Origin of the sequence: Sphaerisporangium viridialbum (assembly GCF_049674955.1) — a bacterium.
Lineage (GTDB): Bacteria > Actinomycetota > Actinomycetes > Streptosporangiales > Streptosporangiaceae > Sphaerisporangium > Sphaerisporangium viridialbum.
The window spans coordinates 2,852,898-2,874,030 of the sequence record NZ_CP187232.1; the positions used below are offsets into that span (position 1 = coordinate 2,852,898).

Below are 21,133 nucleotides of genomic sequence, written 5' to 3' on the forward strand. Positions count from 1 at the left end.
TCCGGCGTCGTGGTGGTCGGCGTGCCCTGCGCGCCGATGCCGTCGTCGTGGCCACAGGGCTGCGGCCTCGCGCGCTCGCCGGCCAGGCCGCACTGTCCGGGGTCCACACCCTGCGCACGCTGGACGACGCCCTCGCGCTACGGGCCGGCCTGCTGGCCTCCTCGCGATGCGTGGTCGTCGGCGACGGGGTGCTCGGCGCCGAGATCGCCGCCACCGCGCGAGGGATGGGGCTGGCCGTCACCATGGCCGGCCCTCAAGGAAACCAAGCGATGACCGAAACGTTGGACCAGGCCGAGATCCCGGAGTTCCCGGGCACCAGAGCGGCGGGCTGCCCGTTCGATCCGCCGCCGGCGCTGCGGTCCCTGCAAGGACACGGCCCGCTCGTGAAGGTCAAGCTGTGGGATGGCAGCACGCCATGGCTGGTGACCCGGCACGCCGAGCAGCGGGCCCTGCTGGCCGACCCGAGGGTCAGCGCCGACATCACCCGCCCCGGCTATCCGCGTCAGGCCCCGTACAGCGGCGGCCCCCTGAGCTTCATCCTGATGGACGATCCCGAGCACGCCCGGCTGCGGCGGATGGTGACGGCGCCGTTCGCCGTCAGGCGGGTGGAAGCCCTGCGCCCGGTCGTGCGGAAGATCGTGGACGACCTCATCGACGACCTGCTGGCCGGTCCCAAGCCCGCCGACCTGGTCGAGGCGTTCGCCCTGCCGGTGCCCTCGCTGGTGATCTGCGAGGAAACCCCGGCCAGCTGGCCCTCGTGCGGGAGAGCGACGATCCGAAGCTGGTCGCCGGAGCGGTGGAGGAACTGCTGCGCTACCTCAACATCACCCACAGCGGACGCCGCCGGGTCGCGCTCGAGGACATCGAGATCGCCGGCCAGGTCATCCGCGCCGGTGACGGGCTGATCATGCCCAACGACATCGCCAACCGCGATCCCGAGACCTTCCCGACCCCGACGAACTGGACGTCCGCCGGGACGCCCGCCTGCACGTGGCCTTCGGTTTCGGAGTGCACCAGTGCCTGGGCCAGCCGCTGGCCCGGATGGAACTGCAGGTCGTCTACAGCACCCTTTACCGGCGCATTCCCACGTTGCGCCTGGCGGCGGATCTGGACCAGATCTCGTTCAAGCACGACGGGCAGGTCTATGGCGTCTACGAGCTTCCCGTGACCTGGTGACGTCGCCGGCATCTCATCAACAGCGAACAGGAGGGGTCTTCGTGAAGATAACCATCGACCAGGACAGGTGCATCGCTTCAGGGCAGTGCCTGACGGCCGCCATGGACGTGTTCGACCAGCGAGACGAGGACGGCATCGTGGTCCTGCTCAACCCCACCCCGCCGGCCGGCCTGGCCGAGGATGTCCGCCAGGCCGCGGCCGTATGCCCGGCACTCGCCATCCACGTCGAGGAATGACGAACGCCGAGTCATATGCCCGGTGTGGAAGCGGATCCCGCCCGTCGGAAGGGGAGTGGCCTCGTCCATCGTCACGTCGGTGTCACGGCGCGGTGGCGCGACCCCGGAAACCATGTGGTTCGACGCCAAGAGCGGCCACCTGGGACCGTCGACGATCATTACGGGTGGCCCGGACATGGAAAGGAGTCGGCCATGGTAGGCAAGCGATCCGTGATGCTGCTTGGTCCGGCGTTCCTCTCGCTCGCGCTCTGTACCACCGGAGCCGCACAGGCCTCCGCCGCATCACACCCAGCGACGGCGGTGGTCGCCGGCGCCGAGCAGAGCACGCCGGTGACGGCACCCGGATTCCGTGTCATGCCGCGCGACGACGGGGACCGCGACCGGTCGGAGAGGCGCGATGACCGCGACCGGTCGGAGAGGCGCGATGACCGCGACCGGTCGGAGAGGGGCGCCGAGCGGGAGCGGTCGGAGAGGCGCGCCGAGCGCGAGCGGTCCGAGCTGCGTAGGGACCTCGAGCGGTCCGAGCGGCGCAGGGAGCGTGAGCGCTCGGAGATGCGCAGGGACCTCGAGCGGTCCCAGAGGCGCCTGGAACGGGAGCGGTCAGAGATACGCAGGGAGCGCGAGCGGTCGGAGATGCGCGAACGGGAGCGCTCGGAGATGCGCGAGCGGGAGCGGTCGGAGAGGCCCAGGGAGCGCGATCGGATGGAGAGGCCGAGGGAGCGCGATCGGATGGAGAGGCCGAGGGAGCGCGATCGGATGGAGAGTCCCAGGGAGCGCGAGCGGTCGGAGATGCGCAGCGAGCGGTCGGAGAGGCGCAGCGAGCGGTCGGAGAGGCGGAGCGAGCACCAGAGGTCCGAGAGGACATCGGTGAGGGGGTACTGATCCGGCGACCAGACCAAGCCGATACGCCTGGTCATGAAGGAAGGGACATGGGTCCGCCGCCCATGTCCCTTCCGCCGCTTCGCCACAGGCGCGGGGCGTGCTCAGCGCGCGAGGATGTCGTCCAGGTTGTAGCCGACGGGGTGTTCGAGCTGCTCGTAGTCGCACGACTCGGGCGTGCGGTCGGTGCGCCACCGGCGGAACTGGGCGGTGTGCCGGAACCGGTTGCCCTCCATGTGGTCGTAGGCGACCTCCACCACCAGCTTGGGGCTGAGCGGGATGAACGCGAGGTTCTTCCCGGCGCTCCAGCGGGAGATCGCCCCCGGCATGCGCTGGGTGGTGCTCTCGTCCTGCGACATCCACGAGCTCCAGGGGTGGTCGCCGAGGTCGGTCAGCAGGTATGGCTTCAGCTCGTCGATCAGCTCGGCCCGGCGCTTCATCGGGAACGACGCCGCCACCCCCACGTGGTGCAGCACGCCCGCCGAGTCGTACAGCCCGAGCAGCAGCGATCCGACGACCGGCCCGGACTTGTGCTCGCGGTACCCGGCCACGACGCAGTCGGCCGTGCGCTCGTGCTTGACCTTGAACATCGTGCGCCGGTCGGGCTCGTACGGCTGGGTGGTGCGCTTGACCACGATGCCGTCGAGCCCGGCCCCCTCGAACATCTCGAACCACTCGCCCGCCCGCTCGTCGCTGTCGGTGACCGGCGTCAGCCGTACCCGGTCGCCCGCGCCCGCCAGGGCGTCGACCAGACGCGCGCGGCGCTCCCCGAAGGGGGTCTCCAGCAGGCTCTCGTCGCCGATGGCGAGCAGGTCGAAGGCGACGAACGACGCGGGGGTCTGCTCCGCCAGCAGCCTCACCCGCGAGGCCGCCGGGTGGATGCGCTGCTGGAGGGCGTCGAAGTCGAGGATCTGGCCGCGCCGCAGCACGATCTCGCCGTCGACCACGCACCGCTCGGGCAGCTCTCGCCTGACCGCCTCGATCAGCTCGGGGAAGTAGCGGTTGAACGGCCGCTCGTTGCGGCTGCCCAGGTAGACGTCGTCGCCGTCGCGGAACACGACGCAGCGGAAGCCGTCCCACTTGGGCTCGTAGAGCAGGGTGCCGTCCTGGGACGGCAACTCCTTGACGGCCTTGGCCAGCATCGGCGCCACGGGCGGAGCGACCGGAAGGCTCATCTCGGGTGGAAGGTTGGGTGGGGCGGGAAGGTTCATGCCTGCTCCCGTACGTACTTGCAGAAGAGGAAGCCGTCTTCCTCCAGGACGTGTGCGAGGCTCAGCCGGATGTTGGAGGCCGGGCCGTTGAGGATGCGCGCCGCGTCGCCGCCCGCCAGCAGCGGGCTGATCGTCAGGCAGAGCTCGTCCACCAGCCCGGCCGCCGCCATCTGGGCGTTGACGCGCGGACCGCCCTCGCAGAGCACCCGGCCGAGCCCGCGCTCGCGCAGCGCCTCGACCGCGAGGGGCAGGTCGACCCGCTCGTCGCCCGCGACGATCACGTCGGCGTGCCTGGCGGCCTCGTCGCGCCGGTCCTTGGGCGCGCGCTCCGTGGTGATCACGATCGTCCTGGCGTACGGCTCCGCCTCGGTGAACAGCGGGCCGGCCAGGTCGAGGTCGAGCCGCCGCGTGATGACGGCGATGGGCGGGACGAGCGGCCGTCCCCGGCGCAGCTCCGCCCACGACGCGCGCGGGCGGGCGGGGCCGTACCCCTCGGTGCGTACGGTCGCGGCACCGGCCACCACCACGTCGGCGAGGCCGCGCAGCACTCCGAAGACGCGGCGGTCGCCCTTGCCGGACAGGCCCTCGGAAAGGCCCTTCAGCCAGGCGCCCCCGTCGACGCCGGCGACCATGTTGAGGCGCAGCCACTCGCCTCGGGGGTACGCGTAGGCCTCGGCGAGGTCGACGTCGTCCGCTGAGCTGGGAAGGATGCGTCGCACGCTCTCTACCTTGGCACAGGCTGGGTGCCCGGCACGCGAGCGGGATCGGCCGTCCTTGAAGTAACGCTTCGGCATATTAGCGACATGTGAGGTATAGGGCGCGTAGCGTTACGCGGTCGTCCGGAGATGTAGGTGGGGAAGAAAATCTTCGGGGATCGGGAGGACCTTGGTGCGAGTGGTCACTGTCGCGGTGTGGCTGGTCACCACCGGGTTCGGGATCTACCTGCTGTGCCTCTGGCTGTCGGGAGGCCGGCAGACGGCCAAGGTGACCCGCTTCCCGACCGTGCTGGTCGTCATGCACCCGGTGCTCGGCGTGACCTCGCTCGCCGCCTGGGCGGCCTTCGTCCTCACCGCCCGCGGCGGCTACATCTGGCTGTCACTCGGGCTGCTCTGCCTCGCCACCCTGCTCGGCTTCGTGATGTTCACCCGCTGGCTGGGCGCCGGCAGACACGCCCGCGGCGCCGAACAGGGCTTCCCCCTCCTCCCCGTGATCCTCCACGCCGCGGCCGGAATCCTCACCTTCATCCTCATCCTCCTCGCCGCCACGACCATTTAGCCGCGCCACCGGCCGGCTTCGAAGCCATACCCGCGCTCGGCCTGGCCCCGATCCGCGCCGCGATCTTCGGCGTTCAGCGGGGTTCGACGGCCTCGAGCAGGATCTTCAACAGGTGCTGCGGGGCGTCGCGCATGAGGTTGTGCCCGCTGTCCAGCGCGTGGGTCGTCCAGGAGGGGTCCTCACGCAGGCGTTCGAAGACGGGGGTGAACGGGGACTGTTCGTCCCACCCCGCCGCGTAGACGTAGTCTCGGCGCCGGATGTGCGCGAGATCGCCGGTGAGCCGGAGCGGTTGGACCAGCGAGGCGAGCGGGTGAGGGGTGGCCCGTGCGTCGAAGAACGGCAGCGGCCGCGTCGCGTAGCCGGTCTCCACTACGTCCATGTACCACTGCCGCTCCTGGTCGGAGACCAGGTTCCAGCAGGAGTCTCCGTGCTCGGGCACGACGGCATCCAGGTACACCAGGCAGTCCACCCGTTCGGGTACGCGGTCGGCGACGCCGGTGATCACCATTCCCCCGTAGCTGTGGCCGACCAGCACCGCGTCCTGGATGTTCTCGGCCGCCAGCACGCCGCTCACGTCCTGGATGTGTGTGTCGAGGTTCACTCCGCCGTGCAGCAGGTGGCTGCGTTCGCTGAGTCCGGTCAATGTCAGCGGGTGGGCGCGGTGTCCGTGGCCGCGTAGCTGTTCGGTGAGTTCCTCGAAACACCAGCCGCCATGACACATGCCGGGGATGAGGACGAAGGTTGCCACAGCAGTGCTCCTTGTCGTTGTTGGACGTGCGCTATTTGAGAGTGGCCGAGGTGTCGTCGCCCGCGGGCGCCGGCTCGGGCGCGAGATCACCGGAGTCCGGCATCAGGTGTCTGTGTGAGTGCCATCGGGTCGCGCGCCGTGGTCGGCGGTGCCGGGGGTGCGGACGGCCTCGCGGTGGCGGCGACCAAGGCCGCCGCGGTGCACAGGATCGCGGTCCAGACCAAGGTGGCGTCGGTCGAGGTCCGATCGGCGACGATGCCGGCGATCCAGGGACCGGCGGTCTGCCCGGCCGCGAACAGCGTGGTGAAGGCCGCCAGCGTGGCGGTCCAGTCGGCGGGTGCGGTGCTGCCCCTGATGAGCGTGGTGACGGCGGCGGGAACGCCCATGAACGTCGCCCCGTAGAGGAGCGCGGAAGCGAGGATGACCGGCGGTGTGGGCGCTGACAGGGCCAGTGCCGCTCCACCGCCGAGGACGCCGAGCAGGGTGGCCAGGGTCCGGGTGCCGGGCCAGTTCGTGGCCGGGCGGCTCCACAGCGCGGGTGCCGCCACGACGGCCAGGCCAAGCGCCGTCCAGGTGAGCACCACCTGCGCGATCGGAGCGTGCCGGTCGGCGAGGTAGGCGGACAGGAAGGTGATGTAGGTGATGTACCCGGCGGCGAACAGCAGGTAGGCCAGGGCGATTCCCCATAGCGGGCGCACCCGTGCTCGCCCGGCAGTGGCGGCCGGCGCTTCCTCGCCGGTACGCGCGGCGGTCCAGCTTGCCACCGTCGCCAGAGCGGCGGCGACGCTCAGGCCGACCCAGGCGAGGTGCCAGTGATCGGCCAGCGGCGGGATGGTCGCGCCGCTGAAGACGATGCCCAGCCCGGTGCCGGCGAAGTACACGGTGATGGGCGTGCCGGAGGCGACCCGGGTGGCGATGCGTGATGCGATCACGCCGCCGGTGATGAACACCACCGCTCCGGCCACTCCGGCCGCGGCTCGCGCGGCCAGCAACGCCAGGTAGTCATCGCCGGCCGCGGTGGCGGCCAGCGACAGTGCGGTGAGGGCCATGCCCCAGCGGAATGCGGCGGCGCTGCCCAGGCGGCGCACGATCATGGCGGTCACCAGCGCGCCGAGGAGGTAGCCGAGTCCGTTGGCGGTGCTCATCGCCCCGGCTTCCGCCAAGGTCCAGTGAAGATCGTCTCGCATGGCCGGCAGGAGCAGTCCGTAAGCGAAGCGGGCCAGTCCGAGCGCCGAGGCGGTGCCGAGTGCCAGCCGCGCCGCCTGCCATGACGCCTGCCGTGCTGGTGGCCTCATTGGTCTCGCGTCAGTGAGGTCGCCTGGCCGCCACCACATGGTGCGGGTCGGTCGATCGGAGAGCCGCGATCAGGCGGCGGGCCGATGACACGAAGGTCGGACATGACACACTCCAAAGATCGAACCGATCGGTACGATCTCGGATGCTAGCAGTTGATCGAACCGAGCGGTACCATCTGTGGAATGCCAGTCCCCAAGGGCTCGACGATCGATCCCGAGCGCACCCGCGCCACCATCCTCGAAGCGGCCACCCGAGTGCTGTACGAGCACGGGCTCGATGGCATCGGCGTCGCCGGACTCTGCGCCCGCATCGGAGTGTCCAAGGAGACGCTCTACCGGCACTTCGGCACCAAGGACAAACTTGTGCAGGCCATGCTGGAGGCTCGCAGTGAACGGGTGACGAGCTGGCTGGCCGAAGCCATCGCGGCTGCCGCACACGAGCCCGCCGACCAGCTCACCGCGGTGTTCGGCGCCCTCCAGCAGTGGTACGACGACCCGGCTTTTCGCGGCTGCGCCATCCTGAACGCGGCCGCCCAGCACCACGTCGAGGCCGTGCGCGCCATCACGGCCCGCCACCTGGGCCGCTACCTCGAACTCCTGACCGGCATCGCCAGACGCGCCGGCGCCGCCGATCCACACAAGCTGGGGTGGCAACTGCTCATGCTGGTCGAGGGCGCCACCGTCGTCGCCGAACATCACGACACCGCCGGCGCGGCCGAGCATGCCCGCCAGGCCGCGCTCACCCTGCTGTCCGCCGCCTCCCGAACCAGCGTTCAAAATTGACGCGTCGGATCGCTGAGTTCGGCCGCATGGTCGTCGCAACGAGTGTCCTGAACAGGCTTTGGCAGCCTCTGCCTGTCCGGCACGCCCGACTTCGCTGGACGTCGGCGCGTCCTTCGTGTCCGCGGCCGGCGGGTTGCACGACGGTACGGTCGTGATGAGACACGTATATTCCCGCTTGGAGTTGTCGATGGCCGTTCGCCGTGTCGTGCCCAATGTCCAGTCAGAGGCTGTGCAGGAGAGCCGGGATTTCTATGGGCTCTTGGGCTTCGAGGAGGTCATGAACCTCGGCTGGATCATGACGCTCGCTTCCCCGTCCAGTCCGACAGCGCAGGTCAGCTTCATGGCCAGCGACAAAACCGCATCAGTCACCCCCGACATGAGCGTGGAGGTGGACGATGTGGATGCGGCCTACGCGGTCATGCGGGAGAGCGGTGCGGAGATCGTGCATCCCTTGCAGGACGAGGAGTGGGGAGTGCGCCGGTTCTTCGTCCGCGACCCCAACGGCCGGGTGGTCAACGTGCTGGGCCACCGCTGACACCCCCTCCGCGCACCATCGATGAAGGGCCACACTTCGCGTAGCAGGTGTACCTCCTGGTCAGGTCCCGGACCGGGGCCGCGACGGCATCGGTCCGGGAGCCCTTTCTCGCGGTCGGCTCACCACTCAGGCCTTTCTTCCAGCACGCGGTCCGGACGGATGGGGAGGATCCGCTGGCGTCGGCCGGTGGCGTGCCAGACGGCGTTCGCGATCGCGGCCGCGGTGCCGACCGTGCCGATCTCGCCGACGCCCTTGATGCCCGAGGGGTCGCCGGGTTCGTAGTCGGGCACGAAGTCGGCCTCGATGTCGGGGACGTCGGCGTGTGCGGCGATGTGGTAGCCGGCGAAGTCCCCGTTGACGTGGCGGCCGGTGACCGGATCCCGTACGCCCTCCTCGTGCAGGGCCATGGACAGGCCCGTGACCATGCCGCCGACGAGCTGGCTGCGGGCCAGCAGCGGGTTGACTACGCGGCCGACGGCGAACATGCCCAGCAGGCGCCGTACGCGCACCTCGCCGGTGGCCGGATCGACGGTCACCTCGGCGAACACGGCGCTGTAGGAGTGCCGTTCCTTGGGCGGCACCCTGCTGAGCGACTCGCTGGTCTCCGCCGAGACGGTCAGCGGCCGTGTCGGATCGTCGGACCGGGCGAGCAGCTTCCGCGCGGCCTCGGTGATGGCCCAGGACCAGGAGGTCGTCCCCCGGGAGCCGCCGGCGCTCCACGCGGGGCCGAGGTCGCTGTCCGCGATCAGGATGCGGATCCGCCCGGGATCGACCCGCAATGCCTCGGCGGCCACCGCGGTCAGCGCGGTGCGCGCGCCCGTTCCGATGTCGGAGGCGCCGACGGCCACGGTGTACGTGCCGTCCGGCTCGGCGGTGATGGCCGCCGAGGAGGGCAGCGCGCCCGCGCCGAACGACGTGGCCGCCAGCCCGGTGCCGACGAGGAGACGTCCCTCCCGGCGCGTCCTTGGGCGGTGGTCGCGTGCGGCCCAGCCGAACCTGCGCGCGCCCTCCCGCATACAGGCGACGAGGTTGCGGCGGCTGAAGGGCAGGCCGGAGACCGGGCCGACGGCGGGTTCGTTGCGCAGCCGGAGTTCGAGCGGATCCATGCCCAGCCGCTCCGCCACCTCGTCCATGGCGGATTCGAGTGCGAACGAACCAGGTGTCGCACCCGGTCCGCGCAGCGAGTACGGCGGCAGGATGTCGAGGGGGACCGCGGTGAGCCGGGTACGGATCGCGGGGGCGGCGTAGAGCGTCTTGGTGAGTTCGGTGCAGTATTCGAGGTATTCGGCGAGCGGCGAGAGCTCGAAGGCCGGTGTGTGGTCGATCGCCCGCAGTCGGCCGTCCGCGTCGGCCCCCATCCGGATGCGCTGGTCGGTCGCCGGCCGCATCGAGATCGTCTGGAACACCTGGCTGCGGGTCAGGGTGACGCGGACGGGCCGCCGCAGCAGCGTCGTGGCCATCACGGCCAGGATCAGGTGGGGCCCGCACAGCGTCTTGGAGCCGAAACCGCCGCCGACGTGCTCGGCGCGGACGCGCACCTGTTTCGGGTCCAGCAAGAACAGCGCGGCCAGCGTCTGGGCGACCAGGAAGGGGCCTTGGTTGCAGTCGATGACCTGCAGGCGCCCGTCCTCCCACCACGCGGTCGCGGAGTGGGGCTCCATGGCGCTGCCGTGTTCCTCGGGCGTGCGGTACCGCTCGTCGACGACCACCGCGCTCGCGGCCAGTTCCGCGTCCACGTCACCGACGTTCGCGTCCTCGCCGAACAGCGGCAATGCCGGCCGGGCCGCCAGGTGGTCGAGTGAGAAGTCCGTGTCGTGCGGTTCCTCGTCGTACGACACCGAAAGCGCCAGGGCCGCCGCCCTGGCCTGCTCCGGCGTCTCGGCCACCACCAGCGCGATCGGCCGGCCGGCGTGGGGGACCGTCTCGTCCTGCAGCAGTCGCAGGCCGCCGTCCGTACCGAAGAAGCCCGCCGCCTGCGGGTTGAGCCGGGGCGCGGTGCGGTGGTCGATCACGCCCAGCACGCCGGGCATGGCCAGCGCGGCGGAGGTGTCGATGTCGCGGATGCGTCCGCGGGACACCGTGGAGGTGACGACCCAGCCGTGGGCCAGGTCGCGCATCGGCTCGTCCGCCGCGTAGCGCACACTGCCGGTGACCTTGCCCGCGCCCTCGATGCGGGGCCGCGCCGTGCCCACGGCGCCCGGGGGCGGCTCCGCCGTGCCGGCCAACGGGGCGGTGGTCGGTCCGGAGGCCGGGTGCCCGGCCGGTGCCGAGGATGCGCTGGTCGAGAACGCGTTCATGCGTGGATCTCCTTCCGTGGGCGCGTGTGACGGGACCGCTTCGTCACCCGGCCCGGTGGGCGAGCTCGGTCAGGACGGCCTCGACGAGATTGCGCGCCAGCGTGACCTTGTATGCGTTGTCGCGCAGCGGCCGCGCGGCGGACAGTTCCGCGTCGGCGGCGGCACCGAAGCGGTCGGCCGTGGCGGGAGCGTCCCGCAGGGCGGACTCGGCGACGTGGGCGCGCCAGGGCCGTGAGGCGAGGCCGCCGAGCGCGATCCGGGCGCCTTTGACGATGCCCTCGTGGACGTCCAGCGCGGCCGCGACGGACACGTTGGCGAAGGCGTACGACGCGCGCTCGCGGACCTTGCGGTAGCGCGAACGCGGGGACGCCGCGGCGGCCGGCAGGGCGACCGCGGTGATCAGGGCGCCCGGGGGCAGCACCGTTTCCCGCTGCGGGGTCTCGCCGACCGGCAGGTAGAACTCGGACAGCGGGATCTCGTGGGTCCCGTGCAGGGTCTCGTAGTGCACGACCGCGTCGAACGCGGCCAGGGCCACGGTCATGTCCGAGGGATGGGTGGCCACACAGTGGTCGGACCAGCCGAGGATCGCGTGGTTGTGGTGCTCTCCGGCGATCGCGGAACAGCCGCTGCCGGGGCTGCGCTTGTTGCACGGCTGCGAGGGGTCCGCGAAGTAGCCGCACCGGGTCCGCTGCAGCAGGTTGCCGCCCACCGTGGCCATGTTGCGCAGCTGCCCCGACGCGCCCGCCAGCACGGCCTGGCTGAGTGCCGGATACCGGCGGCGCACCTCGGGATGGGCCGCCGCGTCGCTGTTGGTCGTCGTCGCGCCGATGACGAGTCCTCCGTCGGGTGCCTCGCGGACACCGTCCAGCGGCAGCCGGCGCACGTCCACCAGCCGGGTGGGCGTCTCGACACCGTCCTTCATCAGGTCGACGAGATTGGTTCCACCGCCGAGGAACCGGGCGCCGTCATCGCCGGCGACCAGGGCGAGGGCGTCACGGACCTGCCTCGGCCGCTGGTAGCTGAACTCCTTCATCCCGTCACCTCCTCGCGGGACGCCGTCTCCAGCACGGCGCGCACGATCGACGGGTACGCGCCGCAGCGGCACAGGTTGCCGCTCAGGCGCTCGCGCACCTCCTCGGCGTCCAACTCCGGTGCCGGTCCCTCGGGTGAGACATCGGCGGTGACCGCGCTGGGCCAGCCCGCCGCGTGCTCGGCCAGCATGCCGACCGCGGAGCAGAGCTGCCCGGGTGTGCAGTAGCCGCACTGGAAACCGTCGAGCTGTACGAACGCCTGCTGCAGCGGCCGCAGTTGACCGTCGTGCGCGAGACCCTCGACCGTCGTGACGTCCGAGCCGTCGGCGGCGACCGCCAGCGTCAGGCAGGACACCACACGCCGGCCCTCCAGGAGCACCGTGCAGGCGCCGCACTGTCCGCGGTCGCAGCCCTTCTTCGGCCCTGTGTGGCCCGTGTCCTCGCGGAGCGCGTCGAGCAGTGTCCTGCGATTGTCGACGTTCAGACGGTGCGTCAGGCCGTTGACGCGAAGACGTATCCCACTGCGGGTGCCGTCCCTCATACCGCTTCTCCTTCCTCAATACAGCGAACCCCGATCAGCAGAGGCTCAGAGACTCCAGACATTCAACCGGTCCGCCGGAGAATCGCTTTGCCTGAAAGTGGCGAAGCCTTGCACTATCCTCTTTGTGATTTCGCATGAGCCGGAAAGAATTGCTGGACCGGCGAGTACGTGTACGAGTACCGTGAACTTCCAGGCCGTCACCGGAATGAGTCCGATTCAGTTCCAGAATAAGATCGGACTCCATGAAGCCCGGCTTTTTCTGGCGGCACATCCAAAAGACATCGCGCACATCGGATACCGCGTGGGATACGACGGCCCGTCCCAGTTCGGCCGAGAGTACCGGCGCCTTTTCGGCGCGCCACCCAGTCAGGACGCGATCAGATTCGCGGTGCCCACCGCCGACGCGGGGAACTGACCGGCCGGAACACGCGACCTGCGGGAGGTATACACCAAGGCGGGAGGCAGGTTGCGGAACACCGTCCTGCTTGCGACCACTTCTTCGAACGCCTGCCGCAGCTGCGCGAGCCGGTGACGGCTCGGAGGGGCCCAGTGGGTCCAGGTGTAGGTGAACTGCGTGTACACCCCGCTCTCGGACAGAACCGAGGCGATTTTCGGTACGAGGACGCGGCCCTGCGGGCCGGTGAACGCCGACCAGGGAAGGCTGCTCACCACCACGTCCGCCGTGCTCAGGCCCCGGTCGGCGAGGATGCGGGGCAGTTCCCAGGCGGAGCCGGTGACTATCTCGGCGCGGGGAAAACGCTGAACCAGATGCGTGGCGAGCCGCTCGTTCAGTTCGACCGCGATGTGACGGCCGCGGCCTGCCAGTTTGCGTTGGATCGCCTCGGTGGCAGGTCCGGTGCCCGGACCGAGCTCCACCACCACGGGCTCGCCCCGCTCCGGCACGGCGGCGACGAGCCGCTCGACCAGGCGGGCCGAACTCGGGATCAGGGAGGCCGTCCGGAGCGGACTGCGCAGGAACTCGCGGGCGAAAAGTACTGTTTCCCTCATGCCTTGACCCTCGCGGTGTGATGGGATCCGCGGCGGACAGGCATTTTCCTGCTCCGCGGGAGGACCGGTAATCCCATTCAATCACCGTGACCTGGGGAAACCGTAGAACAATCCTCGCCGCCCCTTGCACGATCCTCCTCCGCGGTCCAGCCGGCCTCGCTCGCATGCCCGGCATATCGAGCAGGTTCCGAACGACACGCCCCGCGACAAGGCCCTGAGGCTTGTCCCAATGGGCTGCAGTTGTCCGGGGTGGTTACCCCTGAAGGGCAAGGCAGGTCCGCCGCCTCCTGACCGGGTTCACAGCCTCGCGCGCCTAGACTGGGCTCTTGCGGGGACGAGGGCAGGTCCCGGGCGAACGGGAGAGCGACAGTGGCGACGAGCGGTGGAGACTTCAACGACCCGCCCGTTGAGGTGCTGGCCGAGGCTGCCGCGACGTTCGGGCTGCTGGCCTCGCCCGCGCGGCTGCACATTGTTTGGGCGCTGGCCCAGCGCGAGAGCGATGTGAGCGGGCTCGCCGAACGCGTGGGTGGTGCGTTGCCCGCTGTGAGCCAGCATCTGACGAAGTTGAAACTGGCAGGGTTAGTGCGGTCGCGGCGCGAGGGCCGCCGGGTGGTGTACCTGGTCGACGACCAGGATGTGGTCGCCTTGGTTCAGTGGTTGGTGGGACGGTTCGCCGGCCGAGCCGACCAGCGTGGGTCATCGGGGCGCGTCCGTGGTCTGGGCGGCTGACGCTCAGACGGCTTCCGCAGACCTGGGTTCGCAGGATGGGAGCCCCGCTCACCTGTCCATCCTCGATGTGGCGAAGCTGACACGACTCCAAGTGCTGCGGCTACTGGAGACCGGGCTACGCGGGCTGACGGAGGCGCAGGCCGAGGAGCGGTTGCTGCGCTATGGCGAGAACAGGGTACCGGCAGAGCGTACGGCGTCGTGGCTGTGGCGCTTGGGGCGCAGCATGCGCGATCCGTTCACGCTGGTGCTGCTCGGCCTTGGGCTGGTGTCGGCGGCCATAGCCTCGTGGGGTACGGCCGGCGTGATCGTCGTGTTGGTCGTCGTCAGCTGCCTGCTGAGGTCCAGCGGGGAATACCGGGCCGATCGATCCGCGGCCGCTCTGCGTGAGTTGCTCCCCATGACGGCGACGGCGCGGCGACGGGTCAGTGAGAACGCCGCTCCGCAGTCGCGGGAGATCCCGGTCGACCAGTTGGTGCCTGGTGATGTGATCAAACTGGGCCCGGGCGATCTCGTGCCCGCGGACGTGCGGCTCTTGCGGTCGAGTGGCCTCACCGTTCATCAGGCCGCGCTTACCGGTGAATCCCGGCCCGTCGCCAAGCACGCGGCCGATTCACCTTCACGCACCGGAGCGCTACTGGACCTGCCATACCTGTGCTTTCAGGGCAGCAGCGTCGTCTCAGGAAGCGCTCTGGCGGTCGTCGTCGCCACTGGCGCTCGAACCCAGTTCGCCGGCGCCTACCGGGAGCCGGCACGGGGGCGTCGAGTTTCGGCGTTCGATCGCTCGGTGAACGGGATCTCCTGGGGTCTTGTCCGGTTCATGCTGCTCATCCCGCCGCTCGCCCTCATGGTCAATGTCGCCTTGCGCGGGCGAGGGCTGGAGGCGCTGCCATTCGCTGTCGCCGTGGCGGTCGGCCTGACACCGGAAATGCTGCCGGTCGTGGTCACCACGGCGCTGGCCCGAGGGTCGGCCGCCCTCGCGCGCGGCAGGGGAGTGATCGTCAAACGCCTTCCTGCCCTCCACGATCTCGGCGCGATCGAGGTTCTGTGCACCGACAAGACGGGCACCCTCACGCAGGACCGCCCGGTCGTCGACTGTTCGGTCGATGCGGACGGCCGCCATGATCGGCAGGTGCTCCAGTGGGCGGCCGTCAACAGCCTGTGGACGTTGCAGCTTGCCGATCTCCCTTCTCCGGACGCCCTTGACGAGGCGATTCTGGATGCCACCGAGGAGCTGGACGAATACGAGGGCGTGGCCGCGCTGACCTTCGATCCGGTACGCCGCATCTCCTGTGCGGTGGTGCGCCGCCCCGGACGTACGGCTTCGCACACGCTGGTGGTCAAGGGCGCCGTCGAGGCCGTGCTGGAACGGTGCACCCAGGTGCGCACAGCCGGTACGGATGGACGCCTGGACGACATCGCCCGGGATCGGTTGCGCCGCTTCGCCGAGGAGAAGGCCGGGGAGGGCTTGCGGTTGCTTGCCGTCGGGCTTGCCGAGCGGCCCGCCGGCCACCGCGATCACGGCCCCGGCGACGAGCATCGCCTGACCTTCCTCGGTTTCGTCGGGTTGCGTGACGCGCTCGCGCCCGGTGCCGCGGACGCGCTCGCCGCCTTGGCCCGTCGCGGCGTCACGGTCAAGGTCCTCACCGGTGACCATCCCGCGACCGCCGCGCAGATCTGCCGTGATCTCAACATCGACCCCGGCGTGGCGGTCGTCGCCGATCAGATCGACGGCCTCGGCGACGCGGCCCTGTTCGAGCTCGCCGAACGCGCCACGGTATTCGCCCGCTGCACTCCCGAGCACAAGGCCCGGATCGTGAGGGTTCTACGGGAGGCAGGGCGCACGACCGGTTTCCTTGGTGACGGCGTCAACGACCTGCCCGCCTTGCAGGCCGCCGACGTGGGCATCTGCCCGCGTGATGCCGTGGACGTGTCGCGGGAGAGCGCCGATGTGGTCCTGGCCGCCAAGGACCTCACCGCGATTGATCACGCGATCCTCGTCGGGCGCCGCAGTACCGGCAACATCATCACCTACCTGCGTGTCGCGCTGTCCTCCAACCTTGGCAACGTCATCGCGATGCTCGGCGCAGGGTTGCTCCTGCCCTTCCTGCCCATGCTTCCGGCACAGGTCCTGGTGCAGAACCTGTGCTTCGACGCGGCCCAGCTCGCGTTCGCGTTCGATCGGGCCGATCCCGACGTACTGCGGCGCCCTTCGCAGCTGCGGCCGCGGGGCCTGCTTCGTTTCATCGTCGGCTTCGCATCGCTGAACGCGATCGCCGACCTGGCGACATTCGCCGTGCTGGCGTCGGTGGTGCTCGGCTCGACACAACCGAGCGGACAATCGGCCTTCCACACCGGGTGGTTCATCGAGAACCTGCTCACCCAGGCGCTGATGATGCTGTTGTTGCGGACATGGCGGCGCGTCTCTGTCCCGCTCATGACGGCAACCGGTGCCCTGGCCTCTGTGGGCGTGCTGCTGCCGCTGTCTCCGCTCGCTCCCGCGCTCGGTCTCACCACGCTGCCGGTCACGTTCTACGCGCTGCTCGCCGTTGTAGTGGTGCTGTACGGTGGCGCGCTGGCGCTGCTCAGCCGAAGAAGAGGGCGGAGTAGAGATCCTGGCCGGTCGAGCCGCCATTGCCGTCAGCCGTCAGGAACCGAAGGCGCCGCGATCACGGCGGAGGAACCGGCGTAGCCGCGGCCGAGAATGTCGGTGACGGGCCACTGTGACCGTCGGCGGCGAGATGTACGCGTTCTGCGGACTGCGGACGGCTCGTAGGGTTCGGCGCTGTGGTGAGCGCCTTCAGGCATGCTGCTCCGCGGACGCCCGCTATCGGTTGTATAGTTGCGCAATGCAGCAAGCGACGGGCGCGGCGACACGAGGACGCGTTCCGGCGAGGCGGGAAGGGATAAAGCACCATGCTTCTTCGCAACGGACTCGAGCCTGGCCATCTGCTGGTCCTGGCACTGGCGCTGATCCTTCTGTTCGGCTCCAAGAAGTTGCCGGACGCGGCCCGCGCCCTGGGCAAGTCCCTGCGCATTCTCAAGAACGAGACCGCGGCCATGACAGATGACACCACCAAGGCCGACGTGCCGCCAGAGGCGCGACGAGGGGCCGCTCCTCGCCCCATCGTGGCCGCCGACCCCGATCTGCCGCACGCGCAGAGCGGCATCAACTGAGCCCTGACAGCAGGGGAGCGAGCATGGCGGAAGCGCAGCCGCGAATCGGATCCGGCAGGGCATCGCACCGGTTGGCGGCCATTCTGTTGTGGGCGTTCATCTGCGCGCTCAACGCCCACAGCATGTGGGTGAGCTGAGCCGGCGCCGACCGCACAGCTCGACCATGAGCGCTCGCGGGGCATACGGCCCAGATCATTTTTTCGGGACTTCTGAGATGGCCCCTGGCATGTCCTCATGCCCGCTATATGAGGTGTTAGTGAACGACGTTCGACGGCCGAGATCCGTCCGGCGAGGCTATTGGCCATGGGCGGCGCCGCCGGCTTCGTCCTCATGGACGATCACGTGACCAGCGGGCTTGAGGGAACGCCCCCTTCCGCGCCCGCAGGAGTTCCGCGACAGGGCCGCAGGCGGCGCTGGTTGTGGTGGGTCCTGGCGATCGTGATGACGATCGTGCTAATCGTCGTCGGTGTCGCGGTGGGCGTCTACGTGCGGCTGAGCGGCAACGTCAAGCACATCGATGTCGCCGCCGACGAGCTCGGCGCCACCCGCCCGCCCAAGGCTTCCACCACCGCGCTCAACGTGCTCGTCGTCGGTTCCGACCAGCGGGACGGCAAGAACGCCAAGTACGGCCACCGCATCGATGGCGAGCGCACCGACACCATCATGCTCGCTCACCTGTCGTCCAAGCGTGACAACGCGATGGTGATCAGCTTTCCGCGGGATTCGCTGGTCCAGCTGCCCGCATGCCGTGCGAAGGGAAATCTTCCAGGGCAGCGGCCGCACGTTGGCATGATCAACGAGTCGTTCAACTCCGGTGGCATCGCCTGCACCTGGAAGACCATCGAGACGCTCACCGGTATCCACATCGACCACTTCGTCAAGGTCGACTTCAGCGGATTCAAGGGCATGGTCAACGCGGTCGGCGGCGTCCAGGTCTGCTTGCCGGAACCGATCGACGACAAGAAGGCGCTGCTGCGCCTGCCCGCAGGGCGGCAGACGCTCAGGGGAGAGCAGGCCCTGGGCTATGTGCGTGCCCGCTACAGCCTGGGGGACGGCTCCGACATCGGCCGTATTCAGCGGCAGCAGATGTTCGTCGCCTCAATGATCAAAAAGGTGATGAGCGGCGAGACCCTCACCGACCCCGCTCGGCTCTTCGGCTTCTTGGACGCGGCGACCAAATCGGTGACGACCGACCCCGGCCTCACTCCCAGCGTGATGAAGGACCTGGCCGACAGCGTCCAGGGGCTGGCAGCCGGCCAGATCCATTTCATCACCACTCCCTGGCGCTACTCGCTCAGCCATCCCGGGCGGGTCGAGTGGGTGCAACCACAGGCCCGAACGCTGTTCCGGATCGTCGCCGGCGACAAGACCCTGCAAGGGGCGGGTGTCAAGGGCGGCCAGAGCAAGGTGCCTCGCTCGAAGATCCAGGTCGAGGTGCGCAACGGCACCCAGCGTGGCGGCCTGGCCACTCAGGTCGCCGCCGCCCTGGAGCAGCGTGGTTACCACATCACCAAGATCGGCGACGCCCCGCGCAGACCATACCCGGCCACCACCATCTCGTACTCCCCCAATGGGGCGACCCGCGTCTCCACCCTCAGAGCGGACCTGATCGCGGCCGCTCCGAAACTCGTTCCCACCGCCGGCACCTCTCGCCTGGTGCTGACCGTCGGCGATGACTGGAAGGGACTGAAAGCGCAGCGTGCCGAGGAACTGGAGGCCCTGCGGGGAACCGATGCCGGCCACGACTCCTGTGCCGTCTGACCGGCCACCGAGTCGAATAAGCCCACGCCGGGTTGGCTGCGCTGTCAATGAGCGAAGACGTGATCACCAACCGGCGTGAGCCGTCAGCCCCTGGCGGTCGAGCGGAGGATCTGCATTGAGCGGTTGGTGACCGTGATGGGTTTGCCGGGTTCGTGGGTCACGCCTGAGGGGCGTTGGTCGTAGGGGCCCTCGTCGTTGGTGTCGAGGACGGGCTGCCAGCCCGGGCCGTACTCCGAGCCCGGCAGGGTGAACGTGATGTCCTCGTGGTGGCCGTTCACCAGCAGCAGGAACGAGTCGTCGCTGATGCGCTGGCCACGCGGGCCAGGCTCGCTGATCGCCTCGCCGTTGAGGAAGACGGCCATCGCCTTGCCGAAGCCGCTGTGCCAGTCGCTCGCGGTCATCTCCTTGCCGGACGGCGTGAGCCACACGATGTCGCGGACGTCGCCCTCCAGCATGCGCCCGAGGAAGAACCGGCGGCGGCGGAAGACCGGGTGCTTCCTGCGGAACCTGGACATCGTACGGACGAAGTCGAGCAGGTCGGACTCGGACCCGAGCAGGGACCAGTCGACCCAGGAGACCTCGTTGTCCTGGCAGTAGGCGTTGTTGTTGCCGTGCTGCGTGCGGCCCAGCTCGTCGCCGTGGAGCAGCATCGGCACGCCCTGGGACACGAACAGCGTGGTCAGGAAGTTGCGGCGCTGCCGGCGGCGCAGCATCACGATGGCCGGGTCCTCGACCGGCCCCTCGGCGCCGCAGTTCCACGAGCGGTTGTCGTCGGTGCCGTCGCGGTTGTTCTCGGCGTTCGCCTCGTTGTGCTTGTGGTCGTAGGAGACGAGGTCGGTCAGCGTGAAGCCGTCGTGGCAGGTGACGAAGTTGATCGAGGCGACCGGCCGGCGCCCGCTCGTGGCGTACAGGTCGGAGGAGCCCGTCAGGCGGGAGGCGAACTCCGGCAGCACCGACTGGCCGCCCCGCCAGAAGTCGCGGACGCTGTCGCGGTACTTGCCGTTCCACTCGGTCCACAACGGTGGGAAGTTGCCCACCTGGTAGCCGCCGGGGCCGACGTCCCACGGCTCGGCGATCAGCTTGACCTGCGAGATCACCGGATCCTGCTGGATCAGGTCGAAGAACGAGGACAGCCGGTCGACGTCGTGCAGCTCACGGGCCAGGGCGGCGGCGAGGTCGAACCTGAAGCCGTCGACGTGCATCTCCATGACCCAGTAGCGCAGCGAGTCCATGATGAGCTGGAGCGCGTGCGGCGAGCGGACGTTCAGGGAGTTGCCGCAGCCGGTGTAGTCGAGCATGAGCCGGCGGTCGGTGTCGAGCAGCCGGTAGTAGGACGCGTTGTCTATGCCGCGGTAGGCCAGCATGGGCCCCATGTGGTCGCCCTCGGCGGTGTGGTTGTAGACGACGTCGAGGATCACCTCGATGCCCGCCGCGTGCAGGCTCTTGACCATCGACTTGAACTCCGGCACCTGCCCGCCGCGCTGTCCCGCGCTCGAATAGGCGTTGTGCGGGGCCAGGAAGGAGATCGTGTTGTAGCCCCAGTAGTTGGTGAGGCCGCGGGCCACCATCGCGTGCTCGGGTACGAACTGGTGCACCGGCATCAGCTCCACCGCCGTCACGCCCATGCTGAGCAGGTGCTCGATCACCGACGGGTGGGCGAGGCCGGCGTAGGTGCCGCGCTGCTCCTCGGGCACGTCCGGATGGCGCATGGTGAGCCCGCGCACGTGCGCCTCGTAGATCACGGTCTCGTGGTACGGAGTGCGGGGCGAGCGGTCGTTGCCCCAGTCGAAGAACGGGTTGACGACGACGTTCTTCGGCATGTGGGGGGCGCTGTCGTCGGTGTTGCGCTGCCCGGGGTCGGTGAACTGGTAGGAGAACAGCGACCTGTCCCAGTGCACGTCCCCCTCGATCGCCTTGGCGTAGGGGTCGAGCAGGAGCTTGCCGGGGTCGCAGTGGTGTCCCCTCCCGGGGTCGTAAGGCCCGTGCACGCGGTAGCCGTACCGCTGGCCGGGCATGACGCCGGGGAGATAGCCGTGCCAGACGAAGCCGTCGACCTCGGGGAGGTCGATGCGGGTCTCGGCGCCCGCGTCGTCGAAAAGGCAGAGCTCGACCCGCTCGGCGACCTCGGAGAAGAGTGCGAAGCTCGTACCGGCTCCATCCCAGGTGGCGCCCAAAGGGTACGGCTCTCCAGGCCAGACCTCACGCATGTAGCCTCATTGTGGTCGTGGGAACGGTCCGCGGTGCAGCTCGATCGCGTCGTGTTTCCTGTCGTGACCCGGTGCCCCGTCAGCTCCTTTCTGGTCAGGGCTCCGTTGCCGCGTCCCTGGATGCTTACGTCCCGGCTCTACTGTCGATATTAGGGCCGCGAGTTTGATTTACCAGATCTTTTGCCTCGCTAGGGGTAATGATCGGATAGACCTCGCCTCGCACCCGCCAGTGCGGCACGAACCCGAT

At 69.5% G+C, this 21,133-nt stretch carries 20 protein-coding genes and 2 pseudogenes; 13 read left to right on the top strand and 9 right to left on the bottom strand.

The annotated features are described in order from the left end of the window. Positions 1 to 23 precede the first annotated feature (23 nt). The 5 genes and pseudogenes from ACOZ38_RS12590 to ACOZ38_RS12610 form a co-directional block, all read left to right on the top strand. A pseudogene (locus ACOZ38_RS12590) lies at positions 24 to 233 on the top strand (FAD-dependent oxidoreductase); the annotation flags it as partial. 182 nt (positions 234 to 415) lie between these two features. Next, positions 416 to 901 (top strand): annotated as a pseudogene (locus tag ACOZ38_RS12595) (hypothetical protein); the annotation flags it as partial. 89 nt (positions 902 to 990) lie between these two features. Further along, entirely contained in the window at positions 991 to 1,176 is a 186-nt protein-coding gene (locus ACOZ38_RS12600; protein ID WP_424530560.1) for a cytochrome P450, read from the top strand. Positions 1,177 to 1,217: 41 nt separating this feature from the next. After that, complete coding sequence (locus ACOZ38_RS12605) at positions 1,218 to 1,412, top strand: ferredoxin (RefSeq protein WP_424530562.1); 195 nt, start codon at positions 1,218 to 1,220, stop codon at positions 1,410 to 1,412. A gap of 192 nt (positions 1,413 to 1,604) precedes the next feature. After that, on the top strand, positions 1,605 to 2,294 hold the full coding sequence (locus ACOZ38_RS12610) for a hypothetical protein (protein ID WP_424530564.1): 690 nt from the start codon (positions 1,605 to 1,607) through the stop codon (positions 2,292 to 2,294). A gap of 101 nt (positions 2,295 to 2,395) precedes the next feature. Here the strand turns inward: ACOZ38_RS12610 and ACOZ38_RS12615 are convergent, their stop codons facing one another. Both ACOZ38_RS12615 and ACOZ38_RS12620 read right to left on the bottom strand, forming a co-directional pair. After that, positions 2,396 to 3,466, bottom strand: coding sequence for an ATP-dependent DNA ligase (locus tag ACOZ38_RS12615; protein ID WP_424536993.1), 1,071 nt, complete (start codon positions 3,464 to 3,466; stop codon positions 2,396 to 2,398). Between the two features lie 32 nt (positions 3,467 to 3,498). Further along, complete coding sequence (locus tag ACOZ38_RS12620; RefSeq protein ID WP_405146529.1) at positions 3,499 to 4,221, bottom strand: pyrimidine reductase family protein; 723 nt, start codon at positions 4,219 to 4,221, stop codon at positions 3,499 to 3,501. Positions 4,222 to 4,390: 169 nt separating this feature from the next. On the opposite strand from ACOZ38_RS12620, the gene ACOZ38_RS12625 reads away from it, so the two are divergent. Next, the gene (locus ACOZ38_RS12625) at positions 4,391 to 4,777 is read left to right on the top strand and encodes a hypothetical protein (protein ID WP_424530566.1); all 387 of its coding nucleotides are present in this window, start codon (positions 4,391 to 4,393) and stop codon (positions 4,775 to 4,777) included. 73 nt (positions 4,778 to 4,850) lie between these two features. Here the strand turns inward: ACOZ38_RS12625 and ACOZ38_RS12630 are convergent, their stop codons facing one another. Both ACOZ38_RS12630 and ACOZ38_RS12635 read right to left on the bottom strand, forming a co-directional pair. Next, a complete protein-coding gene (locus tag ACOZ38_RS12630) occupies positions 4,851 to 5,525 on the bottom strand; it encodes an alpha/beta fold hydrolase (RefSeq protein ID WP_424530568.1) in 675 nt (224 codons plus the stop codon). Between the two features lie 86 nt (positions 5,526 to 5,611). Further along, positions 5,612 to 6,820, bottom strand: coding sequence for a YbfB/YjiJ family MFS transporter (locus tag ACOZ38_RS12635; RefSeq protein ID WP_424530570.1), 1,209 nt, complete (start codon positions 6,818 to 6,820; stop codon positions 5,612 to 5,614). Between the two features lie 183 nt (positions 6,821 to 7,003). Here ACOZ38_RS12635 and ACOZ38_RS12640 point away from each other — a divergent pair, with 183 nt between their 5' ends. Continuing rightward, the gene (locus ACOZ38_RS12640; RefSeq protein WP_424530572.1) at positions 7,004 to 7,603 is read left to right on the top strand and encodes a TetR/AcrR family transcriptional regulator; all 600 of its coding nucleotides are present in this window, start codon (positions 7,004 to 7,006) and stop codon (positions 7,601 to 7,603) included. 187 nt (positions 7,604 to 7,790) lie between these two features. After that, complete coding sequence (locus tag ACOZ38_RS12645; protein WP_424530573.1) at positions 7,791 to 8,138, top strand: VOC family protein; 348 nt, start codon at positions 7,791 to 7,793, stop codon at positions 8,136 to 8,138. A 119-nt stretch (positions 8,139 to 8,257) separates the two neighbouring features. Here the strand turns inward: ACOZ38_RS12645 and ACOZ38_RS12650 are convergent, their stop codons facing one another. From ACOZ38_RS12650 to ACOZ38_RS12660, 3 genes are read right to left on the bottom strand one after another with little or no spacing between them, the layout of a single operon-like run. Then, a complete protein-coding gene (locus ACOZ38_RS12650) occupies positions 8,258 to 10,435 on the bottom strand; it encodes a xanthine dehydrogenase family protein molybdopterin-binding subunit (protein ID WP_424530575.1) in 2,178 nt (725 codons plus the stop codon). A 43-nt stretch (positions 10,436 to 10,478) separates the two neighbouring features. After that, entirely contained in the window at positions 10,479 to 11,468 is a 990-nt protein-coding gene (locus ACOZ38_RS12655) for an FAD binding domain-containing protein (RefSeq protein ID WP_424530577.1), read from the bottom strand. After that, a complete protein-coding gene (locus ACOZ38_RS12660; RefSeq protein ID WP_424530579.1) occupies positions 11,465 to 12,007 on the bottom strand; it encodes a (2Fe-2S)-binding protein in 543 nt (180 codons plus the stop codon). Before ACOZ38_RS12660 ends, ACOZ38_RS12655 begins: the two co-directional genes overlap by 4 nt. Positions 12,008 to 12,212: 205 nt before the next feature. On the opposite strand from ACOZ38_RS12660, the gene ACOZ38_RS12665 reads away from it, so the two are divergent. Continuing rightward, a complete protein-coding gene (locus ACOZ38_RS12665; RefSeq protein WP_424536994.1) occupies positions 12,213 to 12,422 on the top strand; it encodes a helix-turn-helix domain-containing protein in 210 nt (69 codons plus the stop codon). On the opposite strand, the gene ACOZ38_RS12670 is transcribed toward ACOZ38_RS12665, so the two are convergent. Further along, the gene (locus ACOZ38_RS12670; protein ID WP_424530580.1) at positions 12,374 to 13,015 is read right to left on the bottom strand and encodes a class I SAM-dependent methyltransferase; all 642 of its coding nucleotides are present in this window, start codon (positions 13,013 to 13,015) and stop codon (positions 12,374 to 12,376) included. The genes ACOZ38_RS12665 and ACOZ38_RS12670 overlap by 49 nt on opposite strands. Positions 13,016 to 13,384: 369 nt before the next feature. Here ACOZ38_RS12670 and ACOZ38_RS12675 point away from each other — a divergent pair, with 369 nt between their 5' ends. From ACOZ38_RS12675 to ACOZ38_RS12690, 4 genes are all read left to right on the top strand, one after another. Beyond that, a complete protein-coding gene (locus ACOZ38_RS12675; RefSeq protein WP_405146547.1) occupies positions 13,385 to 13,744 on the top strand; it encodes an ArsR/SmtB family transcription factor in 360 nt (119 codons plus the stop codon). Between the two features lie 67 nt (positions 13,745 to 13,811). Further along, positions 13,812 to 16,433: a magnesium-translocating P-type ATPase gene (gene mgtA / locus ACOZ38_RS12680; RefSeq protein ID WP_424530582.1), complete on the top strand. Its 2,622-nt coding sequence runs from the start codon at positions 13,812 to 13,814 to the stop codon at positions 16,431 to 16,433. Positions 16,434 to 16,657: 224 nt separating this feature from the next. Continuing rightward, complete coding sequence (gene tatA / locus ACOZ38_RS12685) at positions 16,658 to 16,918, top strand: Sec-independent protein translocase subunit TatA (protein ID WP_405146551.1); 261 nt, start codon at positions 16,658 to 16,660, stop codon at positions 16,916 to 16,918. A 303-nt stretch (positions 16,919 to 17,221) separates the two neighbouring features. Next, positions 17,222 to 18,679 carry an LCP family protein gene (locus ACOZ38_RS12690; RefSeq protein ID WP_424530585.1) on the top strand — a complete coding sequence of 486 codons (1,458 nt, stop codon included), beginning with the start codon at positions 17,222 to 17,224 and terminating at the stop codon, positions 18,677 to 18,679. Positions 18,680 to 18,762: 83 nt separating this feature from the next. Here the strand turns inward: ACOZ38_RS12690 and glgX are convergent, their stop codons facing one another. Next, entirely contained in the window at positions 18,763 to 20,886 is a 2,124-nt protein-coding gene (gene glgX, locus ACOZ38_RS12695; protein ID WP_424530586.1) for a glycogen debranching protein GlgX, read from the bottom strand. Positions 20,887 to 21,133 lie beyond the last annotated feature (247 nt).

Bases quoted from the DNA above. Each gene is read 5' to 3' on its own strand.
- glgX (WP_424530586.1), bottom strand. From the start codon at position 20,886: ATGCGTGAGGTCTGGCCTGGAGAGCCGTACCCTTTGGGCGCCACCTGG.
- ACOZ38_RS12655 (WP_424530577.1), bottom strand. From the start codon at position 11,468: ATGAAGGAGTTCAGCTACCAGCGGCCGAGGCAGGTCCGTGACGCCCTC.
- ACOZ38_RS12650 (WP_424530575.1), bottom strand. From the start codon at position 10,435: ATGAACGCGTTCTCGACCAGCGCATCCTCGGCACCGGCCGGGCACCCG.
- ACOZ38_RS12670 (WP_424530580.1), bottom strand. From the start codon at position 13,015: ATGAGGGAAACAGTACTTTTCGCCCGCGAGTTCCTGCGCAGTCCGCTC.
- ACOZ38_RS12645 (WP_424530573.1), top strand. From the start codon at position 7,791: ATGGCCGTTCGCCGTGTCGTGCCCAATGTCCAGTCAGAGGCTGTGCAG.
- ACOZ38_RS12690 (WP_424530585.1), top strand. From the start codon at position 17,222: ATGGGCGGCGCCGCCGGCTTCGTCCTCATGGACGATCACGTGACCAGC.
- ACOZ38_RS12615 (WP_424536993.1), bottom strand. From the start codon at position 3,466: ATGAGCCTTCCGGTCGCTCCGCCCGTGGCGCCGATGCTGGCCAAGGCC.
- ACOZ38_RS12610 (WP_424530564.1), top strand. From the start codon at position 1,605: ATGGTAGGCAAGCGATCCGTGATGCTGCTTGGTCCGGCGTTCCTCTCG.
- ACOZ38_RS12660 (WP_424530579.1), bottom strand. From the start codon at position 12,007: ATGAGGGACGGCACCCGCAGTGGGATACGTCTTCGCGTCAACGGCCTG.
- ACOZ38_RS12635 (WP_424530570.1), bottom strand. From the start codon at position 6,820: ATGAGGCCACCAGCACGGCAGGCGTCATGGCAGGCGGCGCGGCTGGCA.
- tatA (WP_405146551.1), top strand. From the start codon at position 16,658: ATGCTTCTTCGCAACGGACTCGAGCCTGGCCATCTGCTGGTCCTGGCA.
- ACOZ38_RS12640 (WP_424530572.1), top strand. From the start codon at position 7,004: ATGCCAGTCCCCAAGGGCTCGACGATCGATCCCGAGCGCACCCGCGCC.
- ACOZ38_RS12665 (WP_424536994.1), top strand. From the start codon at position 12,213: ATGAGTCCGATTCAGTTCCAGAATAAGATCGGACTCCATGAAGCCCGG.